This is a genomic window from Ralstonia sp. Ralssp135 (genome assembly GCF_047304345.1).
Classification (GTDB): domain Bacteria; phylum Pseudomonadota; class Gammaproteobacteria; order Burkholderiales; family Burkholderiaceae; genus Ralstonia; species Ralstonia chuxiongensis.
The window spans coordinates 112,324-138,552 of sequence record NZ_JBGLYZ010000001.1 but is presented as its reverse complement, the minus strand read 5'-3'; the positions used below and the strand labels follow the sequence as shown (position 1 = coordinate 138,552).

Genomic DNA, 26,229 nt, shown 5'->3' with positions numbered 1-26,229 from the left:
GGTCATGACACTAGCGTCGGTGGCGTCGGTATCGGTCAGCGGCCCGAGTTGGTCCCGCGATTTTCTGCGCACCTTGCAGGTGCCTGCGAGCGATGTGGAACGGGTGGGCAGCCATGCGTGGTTGCGGTTCGAGCCAATGAGCCGCGGCGTTCGGGCGCGTGCCGACGAAATCGTCGTCAATGACGTGATGTTCGGGGTCGAGGATGTTGTTGTCGCGCATCGCCGGGCAGTGCGTGCCGGCGCGGCCGATCTGGCACCGCCGCACTGGGGCGTTCTGCCCACGCCGCACGGGGAGCGCCCTGTGCGCATGGCACGCGTGGGCGGTATCGGTCATGTCACGCACACGTTTGTTGAGCGCGACCCTGCTGCCGGCGATGCTGCCTTCGATGGAGCGCAGGGGCTTGACCACCTCGCGCTGTGCCTGCCTTGCCACACGATGGACGCAACAGTCGCGCGTTACGAAGCGGGCTTTGGCCTGCATGTCACGCAAACCGAGCACATCCAGACGCGCAGTCTCGGCATGATCAACACGGTGCTGCAGAACGCCAGCGGCAGCGTGAAGCTCGTGCTCTCTGCGCCCACACCGACCAGCCAGACGACGCAACTGCACCGCTTTGTCGATGTGCACGGCGGTGCGGGCATCCAGCACCTGGCGCTGCGTGTGCCTGCACTGTTGGCGCATAGCCTTGCGCTCAAACGCCACGAGGTGAACTTTGCGGGCTCCATGCCCGAAGTGTTCGACGCCATGCTGGCGCGGATCGGGCACTGCCCCGTCCCGCGCGACGCTGCCTTGGCGCTTGGCATCATGGCCGACCGCGATGCCGATGGCCTGTTGTTGCAGTCATTTCTGGCGCCGTCGCGCACGGCGGAGCCAGTGTTCTTTTTCGAACTGATCGAGCGTCAGGGCGCACGCGGATTTGGCGCGGCAAACATCCGCGCCCTGTTCGAGGCGGTGGAGCGTGTGCAGGGTGCGCCCGTGGTGGCGGCCGAGCCGCAGCGTCAGCCGGCCACGGTCTAGCGCCCAGCGCGATGGCTCATTGGGCCGTTTTGCGCTGGCGCCATTTGCGCCGCAGCTTGATGAACAGCGCCACCAATACCGACAGCGCGATCCCCCAGGGCAACAGGTAGGCCACCGCTTCAATCACGCTCGCACTGGCGCGTACCAGTGAGGGCAGGAACTCGCGTAAGGCATTGCCGACGGGCGCCCATAGGCTGCGCGCTGCCGTCTGCCGCGTGCTCAGGTCGATCGACAGCACCTCGCGGTTGACGCGGTCCATGAGGTGCGTGTTCTGGCCAGTGGCGGCCTCCAGTTCCGATTGCGTTTCCGACAGCTTTTCTGCGATCAGGATCAGGTCTTCCACCTTGGTCGCCTTGCGCTGCAGGTCGAGCAGGCTTGCGCGGTAATTCTTCAGCATCTCCAAGCGCTTGCCGACTTCGGCAATCGGCTGGCCGAGGTCGTCCACGTGGGTGCCCTGGCTGACAACGCCACCGCTATCGGTCAGGCGTTTGCGCATGGCTCGGACCCCTTCGGGGCTGGCGCGCAGGTTCAGGTGCGCGGTGCCGCCGCGCTGGTCGCGTTCGAGCTGGATGCTGGCGTCCATGACCGTGCAGTGCCATGTGACCTCATTCACGCAGGTGTCCTGCAGCTCGCGGTACAGGCGCTCCAGTTGCGGCGGATCGACTTCCAATGAGACGCGGTGCTCGTAGGCGAGAAAGCGCTGCTCGGCGCGATCGGCCATCTTGGCGCTTTCGGCGGGCGCCGGCGCGGCAGCCGTCATCGTGGGCGATAGGCCGCCGCTGGGGCCGGATTCTTCTTTCTTGCTGCAAGCGCTCAGGGACAGCGCGATCAGGAGCAGGCCGAGGAGTCGAGTCATGGGCAAATGAAATGGCGTTGGGTTGTACGCAAAGTCCGGTGGGTTGCGGCGCAGTCTAGCGCACACAGCTGAGCAGATCCCGGCAGCGCGCAGGCAAGAAAAAACGCCCGCCGGCAGAACCGGTCGGGCGTTTTTTTCTTGCGAGCAGCAGCGGTGTCAGGCGCGTTGCGGCACGGCGCGCGGCGCACGCTTGGTGTCGTGCGCTGGCACGTCGTCATGCACGTGTTCGACTTCATCCAGATAGCGCGTGTGCCAGCCGCTGGCCACGCCCCAGTGGTAGAAGAACAGCGAGAGCACCGCCACGATGCCCATGTCCCAACCGTAGGGGATGTAGCCGTGGCCGCCGAACTCCGTGCTGCCGCAGTACGACAGCGCGGCGATGGTCGGCAGGTAGGCGATCATCCACCACGCGCCCTTGAGTTCCGTCTTGAAGTCGGGCCAGCCGGCCTTGGCCTGGTAGTAGAAGTACACGGGCAGCGCCACCAGCATCAGCACGATGATCTCGCCCGTCAGCGGCCACTTGGCCCAGTACAGGATGAGCGACGCGCACACAAACGCGAACGGCGCGACGAGCGAGAGCCCCGGCAGACGCAGCGGGCGATGCAGTTGCGGCGACGTGCGGCGCAGCGACATCACGCTGATCGGCCCCGTCAGATACGAGATGACGGTGGCCACCGAGATGACGGCAGCCAGCGCGCCCCAGCCACGGAAGAAGAACAGGAAGATGAACGACACCGCCAGGTTGAACCACATGGCCGGACGCGACACGCCAAACAGCGGGTGCACGCGGCCGAAGATGGCCGGCATGGTGTTGTTGCGCTCCATCGCGTAGATCATGCGCGTGGTGGTGGCCATGTACGTGCTGCCGGTGCCCGACGGGCTGACGAAGGCGTCGATGTACAGCACGACGGCCAGCCAGTTCAGGTTCAGCGCAATCGCCAGTTGGGCGAACGGCGAGTGGTAATCAATGCCGTGCCAGCCATTGACGAGCGACTCAGGCGGCACTGCACCCAGGAAGGCCACCTGCAGCGCCACGTAGATCACCGCAGCCAGCAGGATCGAACCGATCACCGCGATGGGCACGTTGCGGCCCGGATTGCGCGCCTCGCCCGCGAGGTTGATCGGGCTCTGGAAACCGTTGAACGCAAACACGATGCCGCTGGTGGCAATGGCGGTCAGCACTGCGGACCAGCCGTACGGGGCGAACCCTTGACCTGCCACATTCGCGCCGGTGCCCGTGCCAAAGTTGCCCGGGTGGAAGCCCGCTCCAACCAGCGCCACCGCAGTTGCGGCCGGAATGATGAACTTGAAGATCGTGATGGCGTTGTTCGCCTTGGCAAACACCTTCACGCCCCAGTAGTTCAGCAGGAAGTACACGACGACGAGCACCGCGGACAGCACCAGCCCAGGCGGCGTGAGCTCACCGTGCTGGAACAGCGACTGCGCCCAGGGCCACGGCCAACTGCTCATGTACTGGATGGATGCCTCAGCCTCGATGGGGATGACGGTGACGATGGCGATCCAGTTGGCCCAGGCCGCCACGAAGCCCACCAGCGAGCCATGCGAGTAGCGGGCATAGCGCACCATGCCGCCCGATTCCGGGAACATCGCGCCCAGTTCGGAATACGTCAGGGCAATGGCCAGGATGACGACGGCGCCGATGATCCAGGTGAAGATGGCAGCGGGGCCCGCCACCTTTGCAGCGTGGCCAGCGCCGAACAGCCAGCCGGAGCCGATGATCGAGCCCAGCCCGGTCAGCATCAATGCCCAGGCGCCCAGATTGCGTTGTACGTTTTTTTCCAAGAGGAGTCTCCGCCCCGGCGAGTCGGAAGTTCGACAGGGCATCGCGGTTGCTTACCAGTCCGCTTAGTTCTACCGAGGCGACGCTGTTTGGGCGTCGCCCGCCGTCCCATGTGGTGGGTGTCACCAGCCTAGGACATGCGTGTGCCGGATGATGCGTAGCATCAACCGCACCCGTCCGGCCGCGATGAAAGGCAAAACACGGTGTCTGCCTTCCGGGGGGATTCGCGTATAGTCATCGGCGACGTTGTGCGGGGTGCCGCACTTGCCGCCCGATTTCCGGAGCCCGCAATGGGGCGCAATGATAGCGAAATCGTGAGCGGTTGCACCGCCTTTTTCATCGTTCCTCGCAGTTTTTTCTCCCCATGGAGTCCTCTTTCGCCACTTCGGTTGCACCTGCGTCACCTACGCAGTGGCACAGGCGCGTGCTGACGCTGGCGTTTCCCATTGTGCTGGCCAACCTGACGCAGCCGATCCTCTCGGCGGTGGATACCGCCGTGGCCGGGCATCTGCCGGGGCCCGAATACATTGGCGGCGTGGCGCTGGGCGGGGTCTTCTTCAACTTTGTGTTCTGGGGCTTTGGCTTCCTGCGCATGGGCACCACGGGGCTGGTGCCGCAGGCCCACGGCGCGGGCGACACGCAGGCATTGCGCGCGAGCGTGGTGCGCGCGCTGCTGCTGGCCTTTGCCATTGGAGCGGCATTGCTGGTGCTGCAGGTGCCGGCGATCCGCATCACGCTGGCGCTGCTCGGTGCGAGCGAATCCGTCACCCGTATGGCCGAGGTGTATTGCCAGACGCGCATCTGGTCGGCGCCCTTTGCGCTGGCCAACTACGTCGTGCTCGGCACGCTGCTCGGGCGCCAGCAGGTGCGGCGTGCTTTGCTGCTGCAGGTCTTCATCAACACCGTCAACATGGTGGCAGTGCTGACCCTGGTGCTGGGGGCCGGCATGGGCGTGGGCGGTATTGGCGCGGCAACGGCGCTGGCTGACATTGCCGGGTTTGGGCTCGGCATGCTGCTGCTCTGGCTGCAAAGGCCGATGGGTTTGCCGCCGCTTACGCGCACCGAACTGCTCGCCCGCGACGCCTGGCGCCGCCTGATGGGCCTGAACACCGACATCTTCCTGCGCACGCTGTGCCTCCTGGCCGCCTTCGGCTGGTTTGCCCACGCGGGCGCCAGGCAGGGCGATGTGGTGCTGGCGGCCAACGCGCTGCTGCTCAATTTCCTGACCTTCATGGCCTACGGGCTGGACGGCTTCGCACACGCGGCCGAAGCGCTGGTGGGCGCCGCCATGGGCGCGCGGGACCGCGCCGCGCTGCGCATGGCGATTCGCGTGTCGACGTTCTGGTCGGTACTGGGGGCAGGGCTTTTTGCCGCTGTGTACGCGCTGGCGGGCGCCGGCATCATCAGCGTGCTGACCGATCAGCCCGCCGTGCGCGAAGCCGCGCGCCACTATCTGGTGTGGGCAGCGCTGCTGCCGATCGTGTCGGTATGGGGCTTCCAGTTTGACGGCGTGTTCATCGGCGCAACGCGCACACGTGAACTGCTGGTGACGATGGCCGTGGCGGCTGCCGCGTTCTGGGGCTTGTCGGTCACGCTGCAGCCGCTGTGGGGCAACCACGGGCTGTGGTTGTCGATGCTGGGGTTCATGGCCTTGCGCGGGCTGATGCTCGGGGTGCTGCTGCCGCGCGTGTGGCGGGCGCCTCAATTGCAGGCAGCCTAGGCAGCGTCAATCTGCAGCGACTACTGCGCGTACTCCACCACCAGCAACGCCGTCGCCACCGTCTTGCCGGCGTTTGAAATGGCGTGCTGCACATCCCCCGGGTAGCGTGCCGATTCTCCGTGCCGCACCTTCTTCTCACTCGGGCCGGATTGCACAGTCACCGTGCCGCTGAGCACGGAGATGTGCTCCTTCGAGCCCAGCTCGTGCGGCTCTGACGCCAGCACGCCGCCGGGCTGGATCGCCAGTTCATACCATTCAAAGCGCGCCGCCAGGTCCACAGGGCCAAGAATCTTCAATTCGCACTTGCCATCCGGGCTTTTGATGACTGGGATGGAGTGAGCGGGGATGACCGTCACCGCGGGCGCCGCATCGGCCGCGCCTTCGGGCGACAGAAAATCTGCCAGCCCTACGCCGAGCGCGGTGGCCAGGCGCCACAGCACCGCGACGGTCGGGTTGGCCAGATTGCGCTCGACCTGCGAGAGCATGGATTTGGACACGCCTGCGCGCCGCGACAGTTCATCGAGCGACAGCTTGCGCGCCTGGCGCAGGGCTTGCAGCTTGGCACCAACGGCGGGCGGGCCATCGGCGAGGACATCGGTGGCGGGGGCTTGTGCCATCGGTTGGTATCTTGTAAATTGAACGAATTATTCGATATATCGAACATGTTCGATTTATCGATCAACGCAGTCTACAGGAGCAGCACCATGGGGACAACGCAAGCCAATGCTTCCACCGACGCCTTCTACGCGCACATCCGCCGCGAACTGCAGGCGATCGAGGAAGCCGGTCTTTACAAGACCGAGCGCATCATCACCTCGCCGCAGGGCGCGGTGATCCGCACGGCTGACGGCAAGGAGGTCATCAACCTCTGCGCCAACAACTACCTGGGCTTGTCGTCGCACCCGGAGGTGCTGAAGGCTGCGCACGAGGCGCTCGACACGCATGGCTTCGGCCTGAGCTCGGTGCGCTTCATCTGCGGCACGCAAGACCTGCACAAGACGCTGGAAGCGCGGCTGGCGAAGTTTCTCGGCACGGAAGACACGATCCTCTACGGCTCGGCGTTCGATGCCAACGGCGGTTTGTTCGAAACGCTGCTCGGCGCCGAAGATGCCGTCATCAGCGACGAGCTGAATCACGCGTCCATCATTGATGGCATCCGCCTGTGCAAGGCGCAGCGCTATCGCTACAAGCACAACGATCTGGAGGATCTGCGCGCGCAATTGCAGGCGGCCGATGCGGCGGGCGCGCGCTTCAAGCTTGTGTTTACCGACGGCGTGTTCTCGATGGACGGCACCGTCGCGCGGCTGGATGAAATCCGTGCCATCTGCGATGAGTTCGGTGCGCTGCTGGGCATTGACGAATGCCATGCCACGGGCTTCCTCGGCAAGCGGGGGCGCGGCTCACACGAACACCGCGGCGTGTTCGGCAAGATCGACATCATCACCGGCACGCTGGGCAAGGGCCTGGGCGGAGCGTCGGGCGGCTTCACGAGCGCGCGCAAGGAAGTGGTGGCGCTGCTGCGCCAGCGCTCGCGGCCGTATCTGTTCTCGAACACGGTGGCGCCGTCCATTGTCGGGGCCACCATCAAGGTGCTCGATCTGCTGGAGGCCGACACCGCGCTGCGCGACAAGCTCGAAGACAGCGCGCTGTATTTCCGCCGCAAGATCGTCGAACTGGGCTTCGATATCAAGCCGGGCGACCATCCCATCGTGCCGATCATGGTGTACGACGCACAGAAGGCGCAGGCATTGTCCAAGCGCCTGCTGGAGTTGGGCGTTTACGTGGTTGGCTTCTTTTATCCGGTGGTGCCCAAGGGGCAGGCGCGCATCCGCGTGCAGATCAGCGCCGTGCACGAGCGCGCGCAACTCGACGCGGCGCTCAAGGCTTTTGAAACCGCCGGCAAGGAACTGGGGATCATCTGATGAGCACGGGCACCAGCGCGAATGTTGGATCGGCGCCGCGCATCCTCATCATCGGCGCCAACGGGCAATTGGGGACGGAGCTGGCCGCTGCGCTGGCCGAGCGCTACGGCACTGGCAACGTCGTGACCAGCGACATGGTGCCCCGTGGCCGCCACCCGCAGATCCGTCACGAAACGCTGGATGTGACCGATCGCGGCCAGTTGCGCGAGATCATCGAGCGCCACGGCATCACGCAGATTTATCACCTGGCGGCGGCGCTGTCGGCCGCGGCAGAGCAATCGCCGACATGGGGCTGGGCGCTCAATATGAATGGCTTGCTGAACGTGCTGGAAGCCGCGCGCAATCATCAGCTTGAGCGCATCTTCTGGCCCAGCTCGATTGCCGCGTTCGGGCCCACCACGCCTGCGGACAACACGCCGCAGAGCACGATCATGGAGCCCAAGACCGTCTACGGCATTTCCAAGCTGGCGGGCGAGGGCTGGTGCCGCTGGTATTTCGAGCACCACGGCGTAGATGTGCGCAGCCTGCGCTATCCGGGCCTGATCTCGTACAAGACCGCACCGGGCGGCGGCACGACCGACTACGCCATCGACATCTTCCATTCGGCCGTGAAGGGTGAGCGCTATACGTGCTTCCTTGATCACGACGAGGCGCTTCCCATGATGTACATGCCAGACGCCGTGCGCGCCACCATCGAGTTGATGGAGGCCCCGGCCGAGCGCATCACCCAGCGCGGCAGCTACAACCTGGCAGGCGTGAGCTTTACGCCGGAGCAGCTGGCGGCCGAGATCCGCCGGCATCGTCCGTCGTTCGAGGTGGCGTATGCGCCGGATTTCCGCCAGGCGATTGCGGCCAGCTGGCCGAACTCCATCGACGATTCGGTCGCCCGGCGCGACTGGGGCTGGAAGCCCGAATACGGTGTGGCGGAGATGACGACCGACATGCTGCAGAACCTTGCCCACCTGGCTGCACATCCAGCCTAGGCAGCTTCAGTTAGGGGAATTGCGGGCATTGCAGGGCGCTGTTTTGTGTTTCGCTTCGATCGGTTGTGTTCAACAATGCAGCATGGCCATCACTTCTCGTCCCTGCCGCATGTCTTCTTCGACGCCCGACCCCGCGCCGCGTCATCGCGACGATCCGCAGCCCGCCAAGCGCACATGGTGGATGCCGGTACCGCGCATGTCGGTGGCGGCGGGCGCGGTGGGGGTCATTCCGCACACGTCGATTCAACTGCCGTTTGCTGACGGCGCCTGGATGCTGCATATGGCTGCGGGCATCATCTTCATGGTGGGCGCCATCGACAGCCTCTTCCTTTTTGCCATGCGCCATAAGCCCTGAAGGGGCGCATCGGTCATCTATCCGTTGCCGGCCATGCCGGCAATGTGGCGCCTGCCGCGCTCGCTCGGTAAGTTTTAAAACAGGTTGTAAAAACGTTCAGTGGACAACCGGCGGCATGATCGGGTCGGTCGTCACACGTCGCGAATTCGTAACTGAATCGTTACAGAAATGAAGTGAATTTGCGGCATCGCACCAACCGATATCGCGGCCCGCCAATCCTTTGCCACAGCGGGTTTTGCCCGCCTTCTTCTCGTCATCGTTTGTGCCGCAAGTGTAAGCAGATGTTGCGCTGCACGGAGGTGGCCCGATGCTTGCTCTATGTCGTGCGGTCACTCTGCATGTGCAAGGCAGTTCCGCCACCTGCAGAACAGGTTTTTCCAATAAAGCGAATCCGGAACCGGATTGGTCCCCACGGCCCCACGGTCCACACGGCATTCGCACTTCGCTTCTCCAGAGCCGGCGCATAGCTGGCGGCAGGGCGCTTTCTCTCGGACGGTCCCGGGGTTTCGACGGTCATATGCGTGCTCGCCCGCAGCGGCTGGCTTGTGCGCGCCTGACCGGAATCGCTTCACAAGAAAACGAGGAAACCATGAAAGCAGTCCTGCTGGAGAATCATCCGTTGCTACGGGCCGGACTTGCGCAGTTGCTCGCGCATCCCACCCTCGGCCTGGAGGTCGTCGCCCCGGCATTGCCTGCGGGCATCCCTGGCGAACTGCACGCGTTCGATGAGCGAGCCGATCTGCTCGTCATCGGGCTGGACGAGGCCGACGGCCCGGTCAACGCCGGTGAATTCGCTGCCCAATTGCGCGAGGCGATCGCCGCCAGCGAGGCCAGCCGCGTGGTGCTGCTGGCCGCCAGCCTCTCTGCTGAAGAAGCGCACGTCGCGATGACGTGCGGTGTAGACGCCTACTGCGCCAAATCGCAATCGCCGGAAGTCTTGCTGGCCACGCTGCGGCTCGTGCTGGCCGGCGGCCAGTCGTATCCGGCCCTGATACCGCGTGCGGCCAATGCCGCCATGCCGATGCTCTCGCTGGATGCGTCGGAAGCGGCGCAGCGGCTGAATGTGTCTCTGCGGCAGTACGAAGTGCTGGTACTGCTGTCGCGCGGCCATTCCGTCAAGGGTGTCGGCCGCCTGCTGGGCATTTCGGAAGCCACCGTCAAAACGCACGCGTGCACGCTGTATCGACGCCTGAACGTGCGCAACAAGAGCGAAGCGGTGTACGCCGCCATGCGCCTGGGGATTCCACTGGAACTGCAGGGCGGGGCTGCCGCCACCACCGGCGCGGCATCTGCGCAGACATCGGTCCAGGTGGCTGGAGATGCGCAAGACGCAGACGTGTTCGTGCAGACCGCTGCACGCACAACGCACCCGCTCCAGGCCAGTGCACCGGCCCGAGACGCGGTGATGGCGTCTTCATCCCCCCAGCCGGGGGCGTCCGACCGGACCACCACGTCGGTGACCGCATCGGGCGCTGAACTGGGCGCCGAATCGCGCTGGGCTGCCATGACGCGAGCCTTTGGGGGCGTGACGCCTGCCAAGCCGATGCGCGCCCCGGTGCGCGCCGCCAACGGTACGGCCCGCCTCGGCTGACTCAGCCCGGTCAGCTCTTCGTGCAACGCGGATGGCGTGCGCCCGCACGCGCCGCCCACTGGACATGACAACAATGACAACCCACGAGCCACTCTCCTGGAGCCTGCCGGCCGAGCGCACCAGCGCGGCCGCGGCATGGCATCCCCGCCGCTGCGCTATTGCCGCCGCCACCGTTGTGGTGGTCGGCACGGTGCCGATGATCGCGCACGCCGCGACCGACGATGCTTCCAACGCGGCCACGCGCCGCTTGATCGATTCGCAACTGACCGCCGCCGCCGCCAAGGGCCCGGCCACGTTTGCATCCACGACCGTCATCGCCGGCGGTGATGACGTGCCGGCGTCTCCGGCCAACACGCTGCTCGTTGCGCAACAGGCGGTGCCGCCTGCAGATTCGTCCGTCACGACATCGCCCGCAGCCACCGCGCCGGCCGCCACGTCGCCGATGCCTGCTGTTGAAGCAGCGCCCCCGGCGCCTCCGCCTACACTGCCGTCGCCCACGGTGATCCTGCCGCCGGGCGCTCCTGCACCGGATACGGCTGCACAGGCGCCGGCCATGCCTTCAGGCCCAAGTGCTCAAGGGCCCGGCGCGCTCGAACCGCTGCAGGTGTCGCCGGAAGCCGCCAATGCAGCGGCCACCCACGCCGCCGGCAATGCGCCCGACAACGCGCCCGTAGGCGCGATGCCTACCGACCGTCAGGCGTTTCACGACGAGGTCATGCGGGAGTCGCGCGAGGGCGCCGCCACGCTCGCGCAAGAAAACCTGCGCCAGCATCCGGACTGGTTCAAGGAAAGCGAATCGTGGCACGTTGACCATGCCGCCGCCGCGCAGCGCATCCGCTGGGGGCGTCAGCAGTTGAAGGTCATCAACGGGCCGGAGCGCTTCGTCATCATCGATCAGGCTGTGGCTGAAATCGAGGCGCTGCTCAAGAAGGTGCCCGATACGCCGGAAAACGCAGAGTTCCGCCAGCAGATCGTGGCGGACGAAGTGGTGGCGCTCGCTTCGCGCGGGCGGATGAAAGACGCCGTCAAGCGCTACGAAGCCATGTCGCAGACGGGCAAGGTGCCGGCCTACACACGTGTGGCCGCAGGGGATGCCTATGCGTATCTCGATACGCCCGACAAGGCCGCCGATGCTTACGCCCGCGCGCTCAAGGATGCGGGCCCCGGCGAGATCGAAACCGGCGACGTTCAGGAAGGCCTGTTCTACGCCATGCTCGACACCGGCCGCTTTGAAGAGGCTCGCGCGCTGCTCGACAAGATGAAGGCCGACAACCCGGAGTACGTGCGACTGGCGCCCGAAGCCGGTACGCCCAATCCCGATTACTCGCGCATCAAGCGTCTGGAGGCGCAGTACCTGATCCTGACGGGTCGCACGCACCAGGGCATTGCCGAGCTGGACAAGTGGCGGCACGAAGCGCCGTTCGCCGCATCGCTCGTCAGCGCACGTGCCGACGGCGCGATGGTGCAGACCGAGCCGTATCGCTCACGCGACATGTACAAGACGGCGCTTGCCGAGCACCCGGATGACCTGAGCGTGGTAGCAGGCTATGGCCGCGCGTCGCTGGCGGTGGACGATCTGAAGACCGCCAAGAACGTCGCCAACGGGCTGGACGAACGCTTTCCGGAGAACGGCTCAGTGCATGCGCTGCGCAAGGATCTGGACGTCTATCAGAGCCCGCAGCTCATCATCCAATCGACGGCGGACAAGGGCAATTCGGCGTTCGCCAACAACGAGTACGGTATCGACACCAAGGCCTACAGCGGCCCGTTTGCAGACCACTATCGGCTGTTCTTCCACAATTTTGCGGGCCGTGCGCAGTTTGACGGCGCATCGGAAAGCCGCGTGCGCAACGGCGCGGGCCTGCAGTGGTTCGACACCGGCGTCGAGGTGAACGGCGAGGTGCACCAATCCGTCGGCGCGGCTGGCAAGACCGGCGGCACCCTGGATGCCACGTGGATCCCGAGCGACCACTGGAAGGTGTCGGGCATGGTCACCAACGATGACCTGGAAGTGCCCTACAAGGCGTACCAGGTGGGCGTGACCGGCAAGAGCGTCAGCGGCAACGTTCGCTACACCTGGGACGAAACGCGCTACGCATCGCTCACGTACGGCGTGTCGCGCTACACCGACGACAACCTGCGCCAGCGCGTGGCAGCGAACTTTTACCAGCAGGTGTTCACCTCGCCGCGGCACACCATCGGCGTGTTGTTCGGGGCCGATACCAGCCGCAACACGATGACGGGCCTGAACTACTTCAGCCCATCGCGCGACTACAGCGGCCAAGCCACGGCCATCTGGTCGTGGACGCCCTGGCGCTACGCCGACAAGTCGTTCACGCAGCGCGTGTACCTGACAGGCGGCATGTACAACCAGCAGTCGTTCGGCAGCAGCCCGATGTACGAAGCGCGGCTGGAGCACGTGTGGCAAATCAATCGCAAGACGCAGGTGTCTTACGGCATCGGCTTTGGTCGCCATAGCTACGACGGCCAGCCTGAGAACCGCAAGTTCCTGTACCTGAACCTCAACATTCCGCTGTGATGCCCATGCAAGCTCTCCGACAACCGTCATTGCGACGATTCTTCGCCTGGATGGCACCGCGACTGGCGCTGGTCCTGACGTTGGCTTTCCTTGCCGCCGTTCGACCTGCCGCCGCCGTTCAGGTGGACTTCCTGCCCAAGCCCGATCCGGACGACGGCAAGACGTTCCGCGTGCTGTGCTTTCACGACATCCGCGACAACCTGCGTGCCAGTTTCGAAAAGCTGCCCGATGGGTTTGCCGTCGATACCAAGATGCTGACGAACATGTTCAGCTGGATCCAGGCCAACGGCTACCACCCCGTCACGCTCGCGCAGATCGACGCAGCGCGCCATGGCGGCAAGCCGCTGCCCAAGCGCCCGATCCTGCTGACGTTCGATGACGGCTATGAAAGCCACTACACGAAGGTCTTCCCGCTGCTCAAGCAGTTCCGGTTTCCCGCCGTGTTCGGTCTGGTGACGGAGTGGACCAACGCACCCCCGGGAGCAAAGATCAAGCTGTCGGACAAGCAGATCGTGCCGCGTGACTTCTTCATGAACTGGAACCAGATCCGCGAGATGCAGACCTCGGGCCTGGCAGAGTTCGCCACGCACACGGCAGACATGCACCACGGCGCGCTGGGCAATCCACAAGGCAACGAGATGCCGGCGGCGACCACGCACGAATATCTGCGCAATCTGGGCCGCTATGAAACCGATGACGAATACCGCAAGCGCGTGCGGGAGGACCTGCAGCGCAGCATCGACCTGATCCAGAAGAACACTGGCACCAAGGTGCAGACGGTGGTGTGGCCGTATGGTGCCCACAACCAGATGCTCGACCAGGAAGCCGCCAACGTGGGCCTGAAGTACATGCTGACGCTGGAGCCCGGCCCGAACACGCCGGACGTGCCGCTCACCGCCATCCGCCGCAGCCTGATGGGCTACGACACCGACACCGGTGATCTGGAGCGCTCGCTGCGTGAGCCTGTGACGCACCACGGTGAGATCAACCCCGTGCAGCGCGTGGTTCAGGTCGACATGGATTACATCTACGACCCAGACCCGAAGCAGCAGGAAGCCAACCTCGGCAAGCTCATCGACCGCATCAAGGATCTCGCGCCGCGTGTGGTGTATCTGCAGGCCTTCGCCGATCCGAAGGGCAACGGCGCAGTGGATGCCGTGTACTTCCCGAACCGCCACATGCCGATGCGTGCGGACCTGTTCTCGCGCGTGTCGTGGCAGTTGAAGACGCGTGCAAAGGTGGAGGTATACGCCTGGCTGCCGATGCTGTCGTACAAGTTGCCGGCCAACAATCCCGCGGCCACGCACCTGGTGCAGTCGCTGCCGGGTGCGCCGCAGAAGCCGGGCACGGTCAAGCCGCCGCGCCTGTCGCCGTTCGATCCGCAGGCGCGTCAGATGATCCGCGACATCTATGAGGACCTGGCCAAGAACGCGATCATCGACGGCGTGCTGTTCCACGACGACGGCGTGCTCGACGACTACGAAGATGCCAGCCCCGCCGCGCTCAAGGCTTACGAGGCCATGGGCCTGCCCGGCGATATCAACAAGATCCGCCAGTCGCCCGAGCTGATGCAGAAGTGGTCGAAGGCCAAGACTGCTGCGCTGATCTCGTTCTCGAAAGAGCTGATTGCGGTGGCGCAGGGCTATCAGAACGGCCGCGACATGCTGACCGCGCGCAACATCTTTTCGGGCCCGGTGCTTGATCCGAAGGCCGAGGCCTGGACGGCGCAGAACTATGACGACTTCCTGGAGGCGTACGACTACGTGGCGCTCGAAGCCATGCCGTACATGGAAGAAGCCAAGGACCCGAAGGATTGGATGAAGAAGCTGACCGCCGCCGTGGCCAAGCACAAGGATGGCCTGAAGAAGACCATCTTCGAGCTGCAGGCGGTGGACTGGCGCAATCAGGACAAGCCGATCCCCACGACCGAACTGCGTGATCAGATGCGCGCGCTGCGCTCGGCAGGTGCCCTCAACTACGGCTATTACCCGGACGACTTCATTGCAGGCCGGCCCGATACCGAGGTGCTGCGCGATGTGATGTCGCTCAAGACGTACATCGAGACTCGCAAGCCGCCCGGTGGCAATAAGGCCAGCGTTGAGAAGCTCGACAGCAGCGCTGCGCCGCAGAGCCAGCCGCCGAATGCGGCGGCAGACAAGAAGCCCGCGACGACGGAAGCGGCCGCGCCGTCCCACACCAACAAGGCGGGAGGCTGAGATGGTGGACGCACTCACCGCCAAGCGCTGGATCTCCGGCTTTGTCTTCTACTACCCGTTCTTCATGTCGTATTTCTGGATGATCGGCGGGCTGCTGCACTACTTTCTGCTCGAACGCGGCACGCAGAACGTACGGCATCCGCTGGCACTCCTGGGGGTGAAGAGCTATCCCAAGGTGTCGATCATCGTGCCTTGCTACAACGAAGAGGCCAATGTGCGCGAGGTGATCAGCCACCTCGCACGCATGCGGTATCCGAACTACGACATCATCGCCGTGAACGACGGCAGTTCTGACCGCACCGGTGACCGCCTGAACGAACTGGCAGCGGAATACCCGCAGCTGGTGGTGATCCACCAGTCGTCGAACCAGGGCAAGGCAATTGGCCTCACCACCGCCGCGCAGGTGACCGACGCCGAGTACCTGATGTGCATTGATGGTGATTCGATCCTGGACGTGGATGCAATTGCCTGGATGATCCGCCACCTGATGGAGAACCCGACCATTGGCGCGGTGACGGGCAACCCGCGCATCCGCACGCGCTCGACCTTGCTGGGGCGCATGCAGGTGGGCGAGTTCTCGTCGATCGTGGGGCTCATCAAGCGCACGCAGCAGGTCTATGGCCGGCTGCTGACGGTGTCGGGCGTGGTCGTGATGTTCCGCAAGCACGCCATTGAGGATGTCGGATACTGGAGCAATGACATGCTCACCGAGGACATCGACATCAGCTGGAAGCTGCAGGTGGGCGGCTGGATGATCCGCTACGAGCCGCGTGCGCTGTCGTGGATCCTGATGCCCGAGACGTTCCGCGGCCTGTACAAGCAGCGCCTGCGCTGGGCCAAGGGCGGCATTCAGGCGTTGATCAAGTACGCGCCGGCCATGGTGAGCCTGCGGCAATCGATGATGTGGCCGATCTTCTTCGAATACGCACTGTCGGTTGTGTGGGCGTACAACATGCTGATCGTCATTACGTGGTCGGTGCTCGGCTTCTTCATCACCCTGCCGCCGGAATGGCGCATGGAAGCCTTCCCGCGCTGGCACGGCACGCTGCTCTTCATCACCTGCGTGCTGCAGTTGCTGATCGGCTGCTTTATCGATCGCCGCTATGACGACAACATCCTGCGCTACTTCATCGACACCGTCTGGTATCCGGTTGCGTTCTGGATCCTGAACCTTGTCACCACGGTGGTCGGCTTTCCAGCCGTCGCCTTCCAGCGTACGCGTGCCCGTGCCCGCTGGACGAGCCCCGACCGGGGCATCCAACAACAACAGGGGAATTCGCCATGACCATGCTCGTCATTGATGTTTCGCGAAACTCGATCCGACAGTCGTTCTCGGACAAGGGTGTCGTCGGGACCTTGCACCATGTGCTGTGGTTCCGCATCTTCCGTCCGGTGCTCGTGATCTCGATCTGGGGTCTGCTGGGCCTGTACGTGGGCTACTCCATCAGCAGCGTGGGCCCCAGCGGCCTGCCATTCGAGCAACTGCGCATGTACGGCAACATCATCGCCGGCATGGGCGGGGTGCTCGTGGTGTGGATGATCCTGTCGCGGCTGGACCGTGCCATTCGCCGCAAGCTCGTGCGTGCGCCGGCAATGCCGGCTCCATCCGCCGGGGCCTCCGCTCGCGCCTCGCGCGGGGCGTTGCACGGGCAGCAGCCCGCGTGGCAGCGTCCGCGCAACACGCGCCTGCTGGTGGTCGATCACGACGATGACGGCGATATCACCCACGTGCGCTCTTGGCAGGAGTGGGCGGGCCGACCCGCACCCGCCGGCACCGCCACCCCGCCCACGCCGTTCACCCGCAGCCCGGAATACGACCCGGAAGAGCCGGTACTGGGCGCCCACCTCGTCAGCGAGGCGATCGTGCTGAAGAACCTCGATCGGGAAGAGCCTTCGCTGGCGCGCGTTGATGCACCTGCACAACAACCGCGCGACGTGGTGAAGGCCGTGGAGGCGGTGACGGCCGAGGCCTCGGGCTTCCATCGCTTTGGCTATCGCGGGCGTCTGGGCCGTAACGATTGGGTCGAGCCGGAATCGCCCCAATCGCCGGCCCAGACGTACGCAATGCGGCCCGGCATGGCCCGCCATTACGGCAGCGTGACCGCCGTGGTGCATGGCCGTGCTGCAGTGCACGCAGCGGACCGAGCCACGGAACGCCATCGTGCGCTGCATGCATTTGGTGCGCATGCACAACTGGATGATCCTTACGCGCGACTCCAACGCGTCGAACGCATTGACCCGCTGCATGGCTTCGGCCGACGCGCCAACATCGTCGCCGACGACGTGTAAGCTCGCCCGCCCCAGCGCAGCACTCAGCGCCCCGGTGATGCGAGTCACCGGGGCGCGTTCTTTTGGGCAATTGATTTAGCGCAAACGGAGGAGGACGGACTTTTCGGTGATGCGCAATCGTTGCCGCCGGTGCGCTATACAGCACGGCAAACGGTTGATGCACCGTCATCACCCATGCGGCCGCAGCGCCACCGGGAAGGATGACGGAATTGCCCTCTTGAATGCCGCTGCGAGGGTGCCTATGCTGGCTTCTCCTGCAAGTCCAGTTGCTCTCTCCCGGTGTTCTTGGCGGCTCTTGCAGTGCTCATGGTGTCAGTGAAAACCAAGCCCACCCCAGTCACGCGTCGCATGCCGTGACCAATAGACAAGCTGGAGACAACTGTGCTGAGTCCCCATGAATTTGCCGTTCTGCTTCTCGTCAACGACGGCGCTGAATCCGACGATCTGGATCGCGCCGATGTCGAAGCGCTCATCGAGCGACAGCTCGTTACGCTGGAGCGCCGTGGCCCCGACCACAGCTATGCCCGGGTAACCCTCCAGGGCTACATCCTGCTCAAGGCTTCCGGACACGTCCGCACCAGCGGCCGCCGTTTGATGGCTGTGTCTCACTAGGCGGTTCTTCCTCATTGCAGTGCAACCAGTCGCTACCTGGGCGCTACGTCCAGGAAGGCGTGTGACGTGCCCTGCGATCGATACAAACAGAAACACTCTGCTCGTGGCCCCTGCGTAGCTTGTGCGCTCGCCTGCGGGCCAAGGGGCGGGCTTCTTGCTGAACTGCAGAGGCCTATCCCGAAATTCTGACGCACGAGCGTCGGTGGGTAGGCACTCATGACAATTCAAGAGGAGCCACCCTATGAAAACCAAACACACCCTGCTTGCCGCGGTGCTTGCCATTGCCGGTACTGCTGCCCTGGCGCAGCCCATGCCCCCGCCACGTCCGGAAGACCCGGACCATGAACGTGCCGAGCGCATGGAGCATGAGCGGCAGACGGAGCGCCACGAAGAGCACCGTGAACTCCGCGCCGAGCATCGCGATATCAAACGTGACCGCGAAGCCCTGAGGCACCGCGAGCACGAGGCGCGCGAGCATGCACACGACGTTCACGAAGAGATGGAGCATCGTTGATCGGGCGTGCGCCGACCTGAGTGCCCGACTGGGCGCATATGGCAACACCAGAGAATTGGGCGTCATCCAGATGGATACGGTCGCCCGACCGTTACGTCCCCGCCCGGCGGCAAGCGCAGAAGGCGGGGACCATCAGCCCCCACCAATCCCCTGAATGATCTTGCCGCTGCCCTCACACATGGGGCAGGGGCTGCCATCGTCGCGCTGACCCGTGCCGTTGCACACCGGGCAGACCGCCTCGCCGCTGCTGGGCGCCCCCGGCGCCGCTTCGTCGCCGGGCGCGACGGGCGCAGGAGGCGTGCCGGGGATGGGATTTTCATTGTTCATGGGGTGCTCCTGAATGTGCACGAGTCGGTACGTGTCGCTTCAAGGGTGCGTGGCCGGAATGTTCGGCGGGGTCGCGGGCGGGCGCTCGCGACCCTGCGGGCTGCCGCCAGTTGATTTGTCCTTGACCACGTTGCCGTTTTTGTCCTGATGCGAAGTGGAACCGGTTCGCGGCACGTATTCGCCGGAAGGGTTGGCGCTGTCGGTGCGAGTGCGGTTGCGCGTCGCGTCACGCCCGGTGGGGCGATCGGTGCGGCTTTTGGTGCCCGTCGCGGTGGTGCTGTTTGCATGGGCGGCGGGTGCGTTATCGCTGCTGCCGGACTGTGCGCCTGTTGCTTGTGCGAATGCGGTGCCGCTGCCCAGGGCAACAAACATTGCCGCCACTGCGCAGAACGTGCGTGCGGCATATTGGGTGCAAATCATCATCGGCTCCGGTGAAGTGTCAGTGTCGGTTCCACGGACGCAACTCACGCGCCCGTGCAGCTACTTGCCGGCAGCAAGCCGCCGCGCATGTTTGAGTGCGGTCACGATGTCGAGATACGCGCTCTCACGCGCCGCCGGCTCTGGGGCGCGCAGTGCGTATGACGGATGCCATGTCGCCAACACCGTACGGCCTTCATGGCGCACCGGCTTGTTGAAATGCTCTTGCAGGCGCGCATGTGCATCGTCGAGCAACGCCTTCAACGCGGTCGCACCCAACGCCACCACCACCGCCGGCGCTTCCTGCTGCAGCTCGCGCTCCAGCCAGTACATGCAGGCTTGCACCTCGCGCTGCCCCGGCGTTTTGTGCAGGCGACGCTTGCCGCGCAGTTCCCATTTGAAGTGCTTCACCGCGTTGGTAATGAACACCTCGTCCCGCGGGATGCCGGCGTCTTCCAGCGCACGGTCGAGCAGCTTCCCTGCAGGACCCACAAACGGCTTGCCGGCCAGGTCTTCGCCGTCACCGGGCTGCTCGCCAACAAGCATGATGCGAGCGCGCCGCTTGCCCTCGCCGGGTACGGCTTGCGTGGCGTGCCGCCAGAGATCGCAGCGGCGGCACGCGGCGAGCGAATCCGGCTGTTGGTCGGGGTCGGTCTCGTCGCTGGCGGGCGGGGAAGCGGGAGGAGGTTTCTTCATGGGCAGGCAGATGAGAACAACAACGGCAAAGCAACCCGAATGCCACTGCGCCCATGTGGAACGCCCGTTGCTTGGTGTCCGGCATTGATGAGGAGACCACTTTGGAAGCTGCATCGAATGTTCCATTGGACCGGCGGCGCCGGCTCGGCAACTGGTTGCCGGAAGGCGAGGCGCAACTGGCGGCGTTCCGCACCGAGCTGGTTGCGCAAGCGCTGTCTCGTCCGTCAAAGACGCCGTCCGTGGCCGCCGTGCGCGCGCTTGCCAACCTGATCGATAGCGAGCCCGCATCGCGTATGCACCTTGCACGCGCTATCGACGAAGCGAAGGAGCGCGGATACGAACTCGGCTACAAGGACAGCGCAGAACTGCTGCTCGCCATTGACCACATCGTTACGTGCGCGCCGCGCTTCAGCGAGAAGGCGCTGGTGATCTGTCCGCTCAATGCACTGCTCGATTGGCCGATGTGCATGCCATCCGGCTACGCGCTGTTCCGTGACCGGCGCTTCAACGATGCGCTCGAGGCGGTGCTCAATGGCTGGAGCGCGTTCCTCATCGGTCCGCATTCGCGTGCCTATCTGAACACGCGCGAGCCCGACGGCTGGTTCAGCCCCGAAGCGACACGGCGTATCGGCATGGAGCAGTTTTTGTGCGATCCGTCGCAGCCGTACTGGGGCTTTACCTCGTGGAACGACTTTTTCACGCGTCGATTTCGTGCCGGCATGCGGCCGGTCGCGGGCGAGGACGACGACAAGTTGATCGTCAGCGCGTGCGAGGCCGCGCCCTACAACATCAGCCGCGATGCGCGCTACGAAGACGCGTTCTGGATCAAGGCGCAGCCGTATTCATTGCGCGACGTCTTCGGACCGGGCAAGGCTCACCTCGCGGAGCGGTTTGCAGGCGGCAGCGTTTACCAGGCTTTCCTGAGTGCCTACAACTATCACCGCTGGCATGCGCCCGTCGCAGGCACCATCGTCGATACCTTCCACGTAGACGGCACGTACTACTCGTGCGTGGAATCGGAAGGCGCCGACCCCGAAGGGCTGAACGATTCACAAGGCTACAGCGCAGCCATGGCCGCACGCGCGGTCATCACCATTGATTGCGACGATCCGGCCGTGGGCACCGTGGGTTGCGTGTTCATCGGCATGGCGGAGGTGTCGTCGTGCATGGTCGACGTGACGCCGGGCCAGCATGTTTGCAAGGGCGAGGAGCTCGGCTACTTCCAGTACGGCGGATCGACGTACTGCATGTTCTTCCAGCCCGGTGTGGTGGATGCCTTCGTCGTGCAGCCGCCGTTCTCGCACGACACGCCGCCAGTGCGCGTTAACGCCGCACTGGCGCGTGCCAGATAGCGACGTTGATCAAGCGTCGACCTCCGCCAGTGCGTTGAGGCCCACCGACAGCATCGCCAGATCGGCCGAGCCCGCAGCGACCTGATCGGCAATCACGCGGTTGTAGCGCGCCAGCGCTTCCTGTCGCGTGCCGCGCCATGTGTCGATGAGGGCTTCGGCGCTCGCGCCAGGGGCCGCATTTTGCAACACCGATTGCGTGAGCCGACGCCGCAGTTGCCCCAGTTCTTCGAGCAGCGTTGCACGCGCCAGCATCTGCCAATGCGTTTGTGTCGGCAGGCCGAGAATGCCGCCTTGCAGCCACCCGTAACCCAGTGGCTGGTCGAGGGCAAAGTACACGCGTGCGGCGAGCCGCGCATCGCAGCCGCCTGCCGTAGCGACCTCCGCAATGTCGAGCAACGACACGCGCGCCGGCACGCCAGTTGCCACGCGGGCCAGTGCCTCTGGCACACCGGCTTCGGTCAAGACCTGCCGCTGCTGTGCGGCGGCTCGCGCAGATTCCTCCGGTTGCAGCGCGTCAATCTCGGGTGCGAGCGCATCGACCGCAGACCGGAAGTGCTCGACCGTGGTCGGCACATCCCCCACGCGTCGCCGCAGGAACCACAGCGTCGCGCGCTCATGCAACTGCGCGAGCGCCGTGAACAGGGCAGTTTGCGTTTCGTGCGGCACCTGGGCATCCAGGGCATCGACCTGTTGCCAGAGCGCGTCGAGCCGGTAGACCGCGCGTGCAACGAGGCTTGCCCACACCACGGCAAGCGGCTCTGCGCCGGTTTCTTCGGCCATCCGGTGCACGAAGGTCACACCCGCTCGGTTGACGAGCGCGTTGGCGTGCATCGTCGCCAGAATCTCGCGACGCAGCGTGTGCCGGGGGATCGAGGTCGCGCAACGCGTGTGCAGCGGCCTCGGAAAATAGTCTGGCAGACCATCGGCCACGAAAGGCTGGTCGGGCAGGTCGCCGCCCAGCAGCACGTCGTACAGCCACATCTTGCTGTAGGCCATCAGCACTGCGCGCTCGGGCGTGGTGAGGCCGCCGCCGCTTGCCCGGCGGGCGTCGATGTCTTCATCGGCGGGCAGGAATTCGATCGCGCGGTTCAGGCGCCCGCCACGTTCCAGATAACGCATCAGCCGCGCCTCGGGGTCGAGCCACAGCGCCGCGCGCGTGCGCGCCAGCGACAGCGCCTGCGTCTGGAAGTAGTTGTCGCGCAGCACCAGTTCGCCCACCTCGTCGGTCATCTCGGCCAGCAGCGTGTTGCGCTGCTTGAGCGTCATCTCGCCGTCGGCCACGACCAGCCCCAGCAGGATCTTGATGTTGACCTCGTGGTCGGAGCAATCCACACCTGCGGAGTTGTCGATGGCATCGGTGTTGATGCGCCCGCCATGCTGCGCGTACTCGATGCGGCCGAGCTGCGTGCAGCCCAGGTTGCCGCCTTCTGCCACGACCTTGCAGCGCAGCTCGGCGCCGTTCACGCGCAGGCCGTCGTTGGCCCGGTCGCCCACCTGGGCATGCGTTTCGGTGCTGGCCTTGATGTAGGTGCCGATGCCGCCGTTGTAGAGCAGATCAGCAGGCGCCTTTAGGATGGCGTGCAGCAGGTCGTTCGGTGCCATCTCGGTGGCCGTCACATCCAGCATGGCGCGCACCTCCGGCGTGAGCGCGATCGACTTGACCGTGCGCGGGAATACACCGCCGCCAAGGCTGATCAGCGCCCGGTCGTAATCGGCCCAGCTTGAACGCGGCAGGTTGAACAGGCGCTCGCGCTCTGCAAAGCTCGTGGCCGCATCGGGCGACGGGTCGAGAAAGATGTGCCGATGGTCGAACGCTGCGAGCAGGCGGATATGGCGCGAGAGCAGCATGCCGTTGCCGAACACATCGCCCGACATGTCGCCCACGCCCATGACGGTGAAATCCTGCGTTTGCGTATCGACACCCATCTCGCTAAAGTGCCGCTTGACCGATTCCCATGCGCCACGCGCGGTGATGGCCATTTTCTTGTGGTCGTAGCCCACCGAACCGCCGGAAGCGAAGGCGTCACCGAGCCAGAAGCCGTACTCGGCCGAGATGGCGTTGGCGTAGTCGGAGAACGTGGCCGTGCCCTTATCGGCGGCGACGACCAGATAGGGATCGTCTTCGTCATAGCGCACGACATCGCGCGGCGGCACGACGCGGCCGTCGACGTAGTTGTCGGTCAGGTCGAGCAGCCCGCGCAGGAAGGTCTGGTAGCACGCCACGCCTTCGGCCAGATACGCGTCGCGATCGCTGGCCGGCGGTGGTTGCTTGACGACAAAGCCACCCTTGGAGCCGACCGGCACGATGACCGTGTTCTTGACCATCTGCGCCTTGACCAGGCCCAGCACCTCGGTACGGAAATCCTCGCGCCGGTCAGACCAGCGCAAGCCCCCCCGCGCAACCTTGCCTCCGCGCAGGTGCACACCTTCCACGCGCGGCGAATACACCCATATTTCGAACATCGGCTTGGGCTCTGGCAAGCCGGGCACGCGCGCCGGGTCGAACTTGAACGACAGATAGGGCTTGGGCTGACCCTGCCCGGCGTCCGGCAGGCTCTGGAAATAGTTCGTGCGTAGCGTGGCTTCCACCACGCCCAGGAACTGTCGCAGGATGCGGTCTTCATCCAGGTTGGGCACGTCTTCGAGCGCCTCGTCGATCTGCTTGCGCAGCGTTTCGCTCGCGCGCGAACGCTCGGCCTCGGCAAGGGCGGGGTCGAATCGCACCAGGAACAGCCGCACCAGCGCCCGCGCAATCGACGGATTGCCGTTCAGCGCGCTTTCCATATACGTATTGCTGAAGGTCGAACCGATCTGGCGGATGTAGCGCGCATACGCACGCAGGATGCGCACCTCGCGCCAAGTCAGGCCGGCCTGCAGCACGAGGCGGTTGAGATCGTCGTTTTCCAGATCGCCGCACCAGATGCGCGCGAAGGCGTCTTCAAAGCGCGCGCGGGCTTCGTCCAGATCGACTTCACTGCCGTCGATGGTCTCCATGCCGAAGTCGTGCATCCAGATGGGGACGGCATCGGCGGGTTCGATGCAGTAGGGGCGCTCTTCGTTGACGCGCACGCCCAGGTGTTCAAGCATCGGCAGGCTGTGCGACAGCGATGTCGGCTGGCCGGCGCGGTAGATCTTGAAACGCAGCGCACCGGGCGGCGCTTCGAGCGGCCGGTAAAGCTGCATGGTCAGCACCTTGTCCGCCGCATTGCCGGCGAGCAGCGGCTCCATCAGTTCGATGTCGCGCACGGCAAGGCGCGCGGCGTAGTCCTCGCGAAAACCCGCTGGAAACGCGACCGCATAGCGGCGCAGCAGGCGGTTGCCGTGCTCCTCGCCGCCGCGTTCGAGCAGGGCGTCGGCCAGGTCGTCCTGCCAGCGCCGGGCGGCCTGAACGATGCGGTCTTCGAGTTCGGCAACGTCCACTTCGGGCACGTTGCCCGGCTGCGTGCGCACGGTGATATGGATGCGCGCGAGCATTGATTCCGACAGCTGCGGCGTGAACTCCACGGCGGTGCCGTGATACGCCGCCTGCAGCAGGCTCTGGATGCGCACGCGCAGGTCGGTGTTGAACTTTTCGCGCGGCACGAACACGAGGCACGACACGAAACGGTCAAACGGATCACGGCGCACGAACAGGCGCGTGCGCTGGCGCTCTTGCAGCCGCAGGATGCCGAGTGCGATGTCGTGCAGCGCTTCGGCATCCATCTGGAACAGCTCGTCGCGCGGGTATTGCTCCAGGATGGTGACCAGCGTCTTGGCCAGATGCCCGTCAGGAAGGAAGCCCGTGCGCCGGATCACGTCGGCCACCTTGCGGCGCACCAGCGGAATGTCTTCGGCCGGCACCATGTAGACGTTCGACGTGTACATCCCGAGGAAACGCCGCTGCCCACAGACGCGGCCTTCGGCGTCGAACAGCTTGATGCCGACGTAGTCGAGATACCCGGGGCGGTGCACGGTCGCCCGCGAATTGGCCTTGGTGAGGAAGATGGGCTCGGGCGCGTCGATGAACTTGGCCGCGCCCGGTGCCAGGCGCGTCGTGTCCGGCGTGGAGGTGTCGCGCAGCGCTTCCCGCAGCACGCCCAGGCCGGTGCCCGGTATGCCGCGCAGGTAATGGCCATCGTCTTGCGTGATCAGTTCGTAATCACGATAACCAAGGAAGGTGAAATGCCGCTCAAGCATCCAGGTGAGAAAGGCCTGCGTTTCGGCAATCTCGGCGCGTTCCACGTCACCGGTGGCGGGGTGTGCGGCGCGTACGGCCAGTGCGTCGATGGCGGCCTGGGCGGCCGTTTGCATCGGCTTCCAGTCTTCCACCGTGGCACGCACGTCGCCCAGCACTCGCATCAGGCCGTCGTGCAAAGCCTGCAGGCGTTCGGGCTCGGAGAACCGATCGACTTCGATGTGGATGGTTGATTCGAAGCGGGCAACGCCGTGGGTTTCCCTGTCCGCATCGGCGGGTGTGTCGGGCATGTCGCCCGCAAGAGCCGCCGGGCGCTGTACGCCGCCGCCGGCTGAGACCGCCACGCGCATGCCTGCGCCGTCGCGCTGTACGCGGTAGACGGGGTGGAAGGCGGAATGCAGGGCCAGCCCTTGCCGGTTGATCTCCATGGTCACGGAGTCGAACAGGAACGGCATGTCGTCGTTGACGATTTCAACGACGGTGTGACCGCAGTACCAGCCATGCTGTTCGAGGCTCGGGTTGTAGACCCGAACGCGCGGTTGCCCCGACACGAATTTCTGACCCAGTTGCCAGTGCGCCATCGCCGCGCCGTAGAGGTCGGCAACGCTGCGCGAGATCACGTCTTCGGGGTCTGCCAGGCCGTAGTAGTGCCGCAGGAACGGCTCGAACAGGTCGGCAATATCGGGCGCACGTTCGCGCGCCAGGGCCACTGCATCCGCCATATGCTGGCGGACCTTGTCTTCGTGCTGGTCAGGCATGAGGCGGCTCCCGAAGAAGGGCTGCCTCATGCTACGCCGCGTGCCCATGGCTGGCAATCAGCGTGCGCCGCGCACGGCTTTTCAGATGC

20 protein-coding genes are annotated in these 26,229 nt (G+C 65.0%); 13 read left to right on the top strand and 7 right to left on the bottom strand.

Annotation, left to right across the window (positions count from 1 at the left end; genetic code table 11):
* Nucleotides 1–4 precede the first annotated feature (4 nt).
* On the top strand, nucleotides 5–1,018 hold the full coding sequence (locus tag ACCD03_RS00605; RefSeq protein ID WP_316677355.1) for a VOC family protein: 1,014 nt from the start codon (nucleotides 5–7) through the stop codon (nucleotides 1,016–1,018).
* Nucleotides 1,019–1,034: 16 nt separating this feature from the next.
* Here the strand turns inward: ACCD03_RS00605 and ACCD03_RS00600 are convergent, their stop codons facing one another.
* On the bottom strand, nucleotides 1,035–1,874 hold the full coding sequence (locus ACCD03_RS00600) for a DUF4349 domain-containing protein (protein WP_045205774.1): 840 nt from the start codon (nucleotides 1,872–1,874) through the stop codon (nucleotides 1,035–1,037).
* Nucleotides 1,875–2,030: 156 nt separating this feature from the next.
* Complete coding sequence (locus tag ACCD03_RS00595; RefSeq protein WP_413410491.1) at nucleotides 2,031–3,677, bottom strand: APC family permease; 1,647 nt, start codon at nucleotides 3,675–3,677, stop codon at nucleotides 2,031–2,033.
* 362 nt (nucleotides 3,678–4,039) lie between these two features.
* Here ACCD03_RS00595 and ACCD03_RS00590 point away from each other — a divergent pair, with 362 nt between their 5' ends.
* Nucleotides 4,040–5,395, top strand: a complete 1,356-nt coding sequence (locus ACCD03_RS00590) for an MATE family efflux transporter (protein WP_413410490.1) — start codon at nucleotides 4,040–4,042, stop codon at nucleotides 5,393–5,395.
* 20 nt (nucleotides 5,396–5,415) lie between these two features.
* Here ACCD03_RS00590 and ACCD03_RS00585 read toward each other — a convergent pair whose 3' ends face one another.
* The gene (locus tag ACCD03_RS00585) at nucleotides 5,416–6,012 is read right to left on the bottom strand and encodes a helix-turn-helix domain-containing protein (RefSeq protein WP_004631320.1); all 597 of its coding nucleotides are present in this window, start codon (nucleotides 6,010–6,012) and stop codon (nucleotides 5,416–5,418) included.
* A gap of 87 nt (nucleotides 6,013–6,099) precedes the next feature.
* On the opposite strand from ACCD03_RS00585, the gene kbl reads away from it, so the two are divergent.
* From kbl to ACCD03_RS00535, 10 genes are all read left to right on the top strand, one after another.
* A complete protein-coding gene (gene kbl, locus ACCD03_RS00580) occupies nucleotides 6,100–7,317 on the top strand; it encodes a glycine C-acetyltransferase (RefSeq protein ID WP_413410489.1) in 1,218 nt (405 codons plus the stop codon).
* Nucleotides 7,317–8,300, top strand: coding sequence for an NAD-dependent epimerase/dehydratase family protein (locus ACCD03_RS00575; protein ID WP_413410487.1), 984 nt, complete (start codon nucleotides 7,317–7,319; stop codon nucleotides 8,298–8,300). Before kbl ends, ACCD03_RS00575 begins: the two co-directional genes overlap by 1 nt.
* Before the next feature lie 109 nt (nucleotides 8,301–8,409).
* On the top strand, nucleotides 8,410–8,655 hold the full coding sequence (locus tag ACCD03_RS00570; RefSeq protein ID WP_413410486.1) for a hypothetical protein: 246 nt from the start codon (nucleotides 8,410–8,412) through the stop codon (nucleotides 8,653–8,655).
* A gap of 589 nt (nucleotides 8,656–9,244) precedes the next feature.
* Entirely contained in the window at nucleotides 9,245–10,246 is a 1,002-nt protein-coding gene (locus tag ACCD03_RS00565) for a LuxR C-terminal-related transcriptional regulator (protein ID WP_413410485.1), read from the top strand.
* A 73-nt stretch (nucleotides 10,247–10,319) separates the two neighbouring features.
* Nucleotides 10,320–12,785 (top strand): poly-beta-1,6 N-acetyl-D-glucosamine export porin PgaA, encoded by a 2,466-nt coding sequence (pgaA, locus tag ACCD03_RS00560; RefSeq protein WP_413410484.1) that lies wholly within the window; start codon nucleotides 10,320–10,322, stop codon nucleotides 12,783–12,785.
* A gap of 50 nt (nucleotides 12,786–12,835) precedes the next feature.
* Nucleotides 12,836–15,001 (top strand): poly-beta-1,6-N-acetyl-D-glucosamine N-deacetylase PgaB, encoded by a 2,166-nt coding sequence (gene pgaB / locus ACCD03_RS00555; RefSeq protein ID WP_413410678.1) that lies wholly within the window; start codon nucleotides 12,836–12,838, stop codon nucleotides 14,999–15,001.
* A gap of 1 nt (nucleotide 15,002) precedes the next feature.
* On the top strand, nucleotides 15,003–16,286 hold the full coding sequence (gene pgaC, locus ACCD03_RS00550) for a poly-beta-1,6-N-acetyl-D-glucosamine synthase (protein ID WP_045205782.1): 1,284 nt from the start codon (nucleotides 15,003–15,005) through the stop codon (nucleotides 16,284–16,286).
* The gene (locus ACCD03_RS00545) at nucleotides 16,283–17,290 is read left to right on the top strand and encodes a poly-beta-1,6-N-acetyl-D-glucosamine biosynthesis protein PgaD (RefSeq protein ID WP_413410483.1); all 1,008 of its coding nucleotides are present in this window, start codon (nucleotides 16,283–16,285) and stop codon (nucleotides 17,288–17,290) included. The genes pgaC and ACCD03_RS00545 overlap by 4 nt, the downstream gene beginning before the upstream one ends.
* A gap of 381 nt (nucleotides 17,291–17,671) precedes the next feature.
* Nucleotides 17,672–17,902 carry a hypothetical protein gene (locus ACCD03_RS00540; protein WP_082076146.1) on the top strand — a complete coding sequence of 77 codons (231 nt, stop codon included), beginning with the start codon at nucleotides 17,672–17,674 and terminating at the stop codon, nucleotides 17,900–17,902.
* Between the two features lie 241 nt (nucleotides 17,903–18,143).
* On the top strand, nucleotides 18,144–18,416 hold the full coding sequence (locus ACCD03_RS00535; protein WP_325653613.1) for a hypothetical protein: 273 nt from the start codon (nucleotides 18,144–18,146) through the stop codon (nucleotides 18,414–18,416).
* Between the two features lie 132 nt (nucleotides 18,417–18,548).
* On the opposite strand, the gene ACCD03_RS00530 is transcribed toward ACCD03_RS00535, so the two are convergent.
* Genes ACCD03_RS00530 through ACCD03_RS00520 form a run of 3 tightly spaced genes read right to left on the bottom strand, consistent with a single transcriptional unit; the run spans nucleotide 18,549 to nucleotide 19,856 of the window.
* On the bottom strand, nucleotides 18,549–18,743 hold the full coding sequence (locus tag ACCD03_RS00530; RefSeq protein WP_253540313.1) for a hypothetical protein: 195 nt from the start codon (nucleotides 18,741–18,743) through the stop codon (nucleotides 18,549–18,551).
* A 39-nt stretch (nucleotides 18,744–18,782) separates the two neighbouring features.
* Nucleotides 18,783–19,163, bottom strand: coding sequence for a hypothetical protein (locus tag ACCD03_RS00525; protein ID WP_413410482.1), 381 nt, complete (start codon nucleotides 19,161–19,163; stop codon nucleotides 18,783–18,785).
* 60 nt (nucleotides 19,164–19,223) lie between these two features.
* On the bottom strand, nucleotides 19,224–19,856 hold the full coding sequence (locus ACCD03_RS00520) for a UdgX family uracil-DNA binding protein (protein WP_413410481.1): 633 nt from the start codon (nucleotides 19,854–19,856) through the stop codon (nucleotides 19,224–19,226).
* Nucleotides 19,857–19,957: 101 nt separating this feature from the next.
* Between ACCD03_RS00520 and ACCD03_RS00515 the strand changes: the two genes are divergently transcribed.
* Nucleotides 19,958–21,208 carry a phosphatidylserine decarboxylase family protein gene (locus ACCD03_RS00515; RefSeq protein WP_413410480.1) on the top strand — a complete coding sequence of 417 codons (1,251 nt, stop codon included), beginning with the start codon at nucleotides 19,958–19,960 and terminating at the stop codon, nucleotides 21,206–21,208.
* 9 nt (nucleotides 21,209–21,217) lie between these two features.
* Here ACCD03_RS00515 and ACCD03_RS00510 read toward each other — a convergent pair whose 3' ends face one another.
* Nucleotides 21,218–26,140 (bottom strand): NAD-glutamate dehydrogenase, encoded by a 4,923-nt coding sequence (locus ACCD03_RS00510; protein WP_413410479.1) that lies wholly within the window; start codon nucleotides 26,138–26,140, stop codon nucleotides 21,218–21,220.
* Nucleotides 26,141–26,229: the final 89 nt, after the last annotated feature.

Excerpts from the sequence above, each read along its gene's own strand:
- ACCD03_RS00525 (WP_413410482.1), bottom strand. The coding sequence starts at position 19,163 with ATGATTTGCACCCAATATGCCGCACGCACGTTCTGCGCAGTGGCGGCA.
- ACCD03_RS00570 (WP_413410486.1), top strand. The coding sequence starts at position 8,410 with ATGTCTTCTTCGACGCCCGACCCCGCGCCGCGTCATCGCGACGATCCG.
- pgaA (WP_413410484.1), top strand. The coding sequence starts at position 10,320 with ATGACAACCCACGAGCCACTCTCCTGGAGCCTGCCGGCCGAGCGCACC.
- ACCD03_RS00575 (WP_413410487.1), top strand. The coding sequence starts at position 7,317 with ATGAGCACGGGCACCAGCGCGAATGTTGGATCGGCGCCGCGCATCCTC.
- kbl (WP_413410489.1), top strand. The coding sequence starts at position 6,100 with ATGGGGACAACGCAAGCCAATGCTTCCACCGACGCCTTCTACGCGCAC.
- ACCD03_RS00545 (WP_413410483.1), top strand. The coding sequence starts at position 16,283 with ATGACCATGCTCGTCATTGATGTTTCGCGAAACTCGATCCGACAGTCG.
- ACCD03_RS00590 (WP_413410490.1), top strand. The coding sequence starts at position 4,040 with ATGGAGTCCTCTTTCGCCACTTCGGTTGCACCTGCGTCACCTACGCAG.
- ACCD03_RS00530 (WP_253540313.1), bottom strand. The coding sequence starts at position 18,743 with ATGAACAATGAAAATCCCATCCCCGGCACGCCTCCTGCGCCCGTCGCG.
- pgaC (WP_045205782.1), top strand. The coding sequence starts at position 15,003 with ATGGTGGACGCACTCACCGCCAAGCGCTGGATCTCCGGCTTTGTCTTC.
- ACCD03_RS00565 (WP_413410485.1), top strand. The coding sequence starts at position 9,245 with ATGAAAGCAGTCCTGCTGGAGAATCATCCGTTGCTACGGGCCGGACTT.
- ACCD03_RS00535 (WP_325653613.1), top strand. The coding sequence starts at position 18,144 with ATGAAAACCAAACACACCCTGCTTGCCGCGGTGCTTGCCATTGCCGGT.
- ACCD03_RS00605 (WP_316677355.1), top strand. The coding sequence starts at position 5 with ATGACACTAGCGTCGGTGGCGTCGGTATCGGTCAGCGGCCCGAGTTGG.
- ACCD03_RS00510 (WP_413410479.1), bottom strand. The coding sequence starts at position 26,140 with ATGCCTGACCAGCACGAAGACAAGGTCCGCCAGCATATGGCGGATGCA.
- pgaB (WP_413410678.1), top strand. The coding sequence starts at position 12,836 with ATGGCACCGCGACTGGCGCTGGTCCTGACGTTGGCTTTCCTTGCCGCC.
- ACCD03_RS00600 (WP_045205774.1), bottom strand. The coding sequence starts at position 1,874 with ATGACTCGACTCCTCGGCCTGCTCCTGATCGCGCTGTCCCTGAGCGCT.
- ACCD03_RS00585 (WP_004631320.1), bottom strand. The coding sequence starts at position 6,012 with ATGGCACAAGCCCCCGCCACCGATGTCCTCGCCGATGGCCCGCCCGCC.
- ACCD03_RS00520 (WP_413410481.1), bottom strand. The coding sequence starts at position 19,856 with ATGAAGAAACCTCCTCCCGCTTCCCCGCCCGCCAGCGACGAGACCGAC.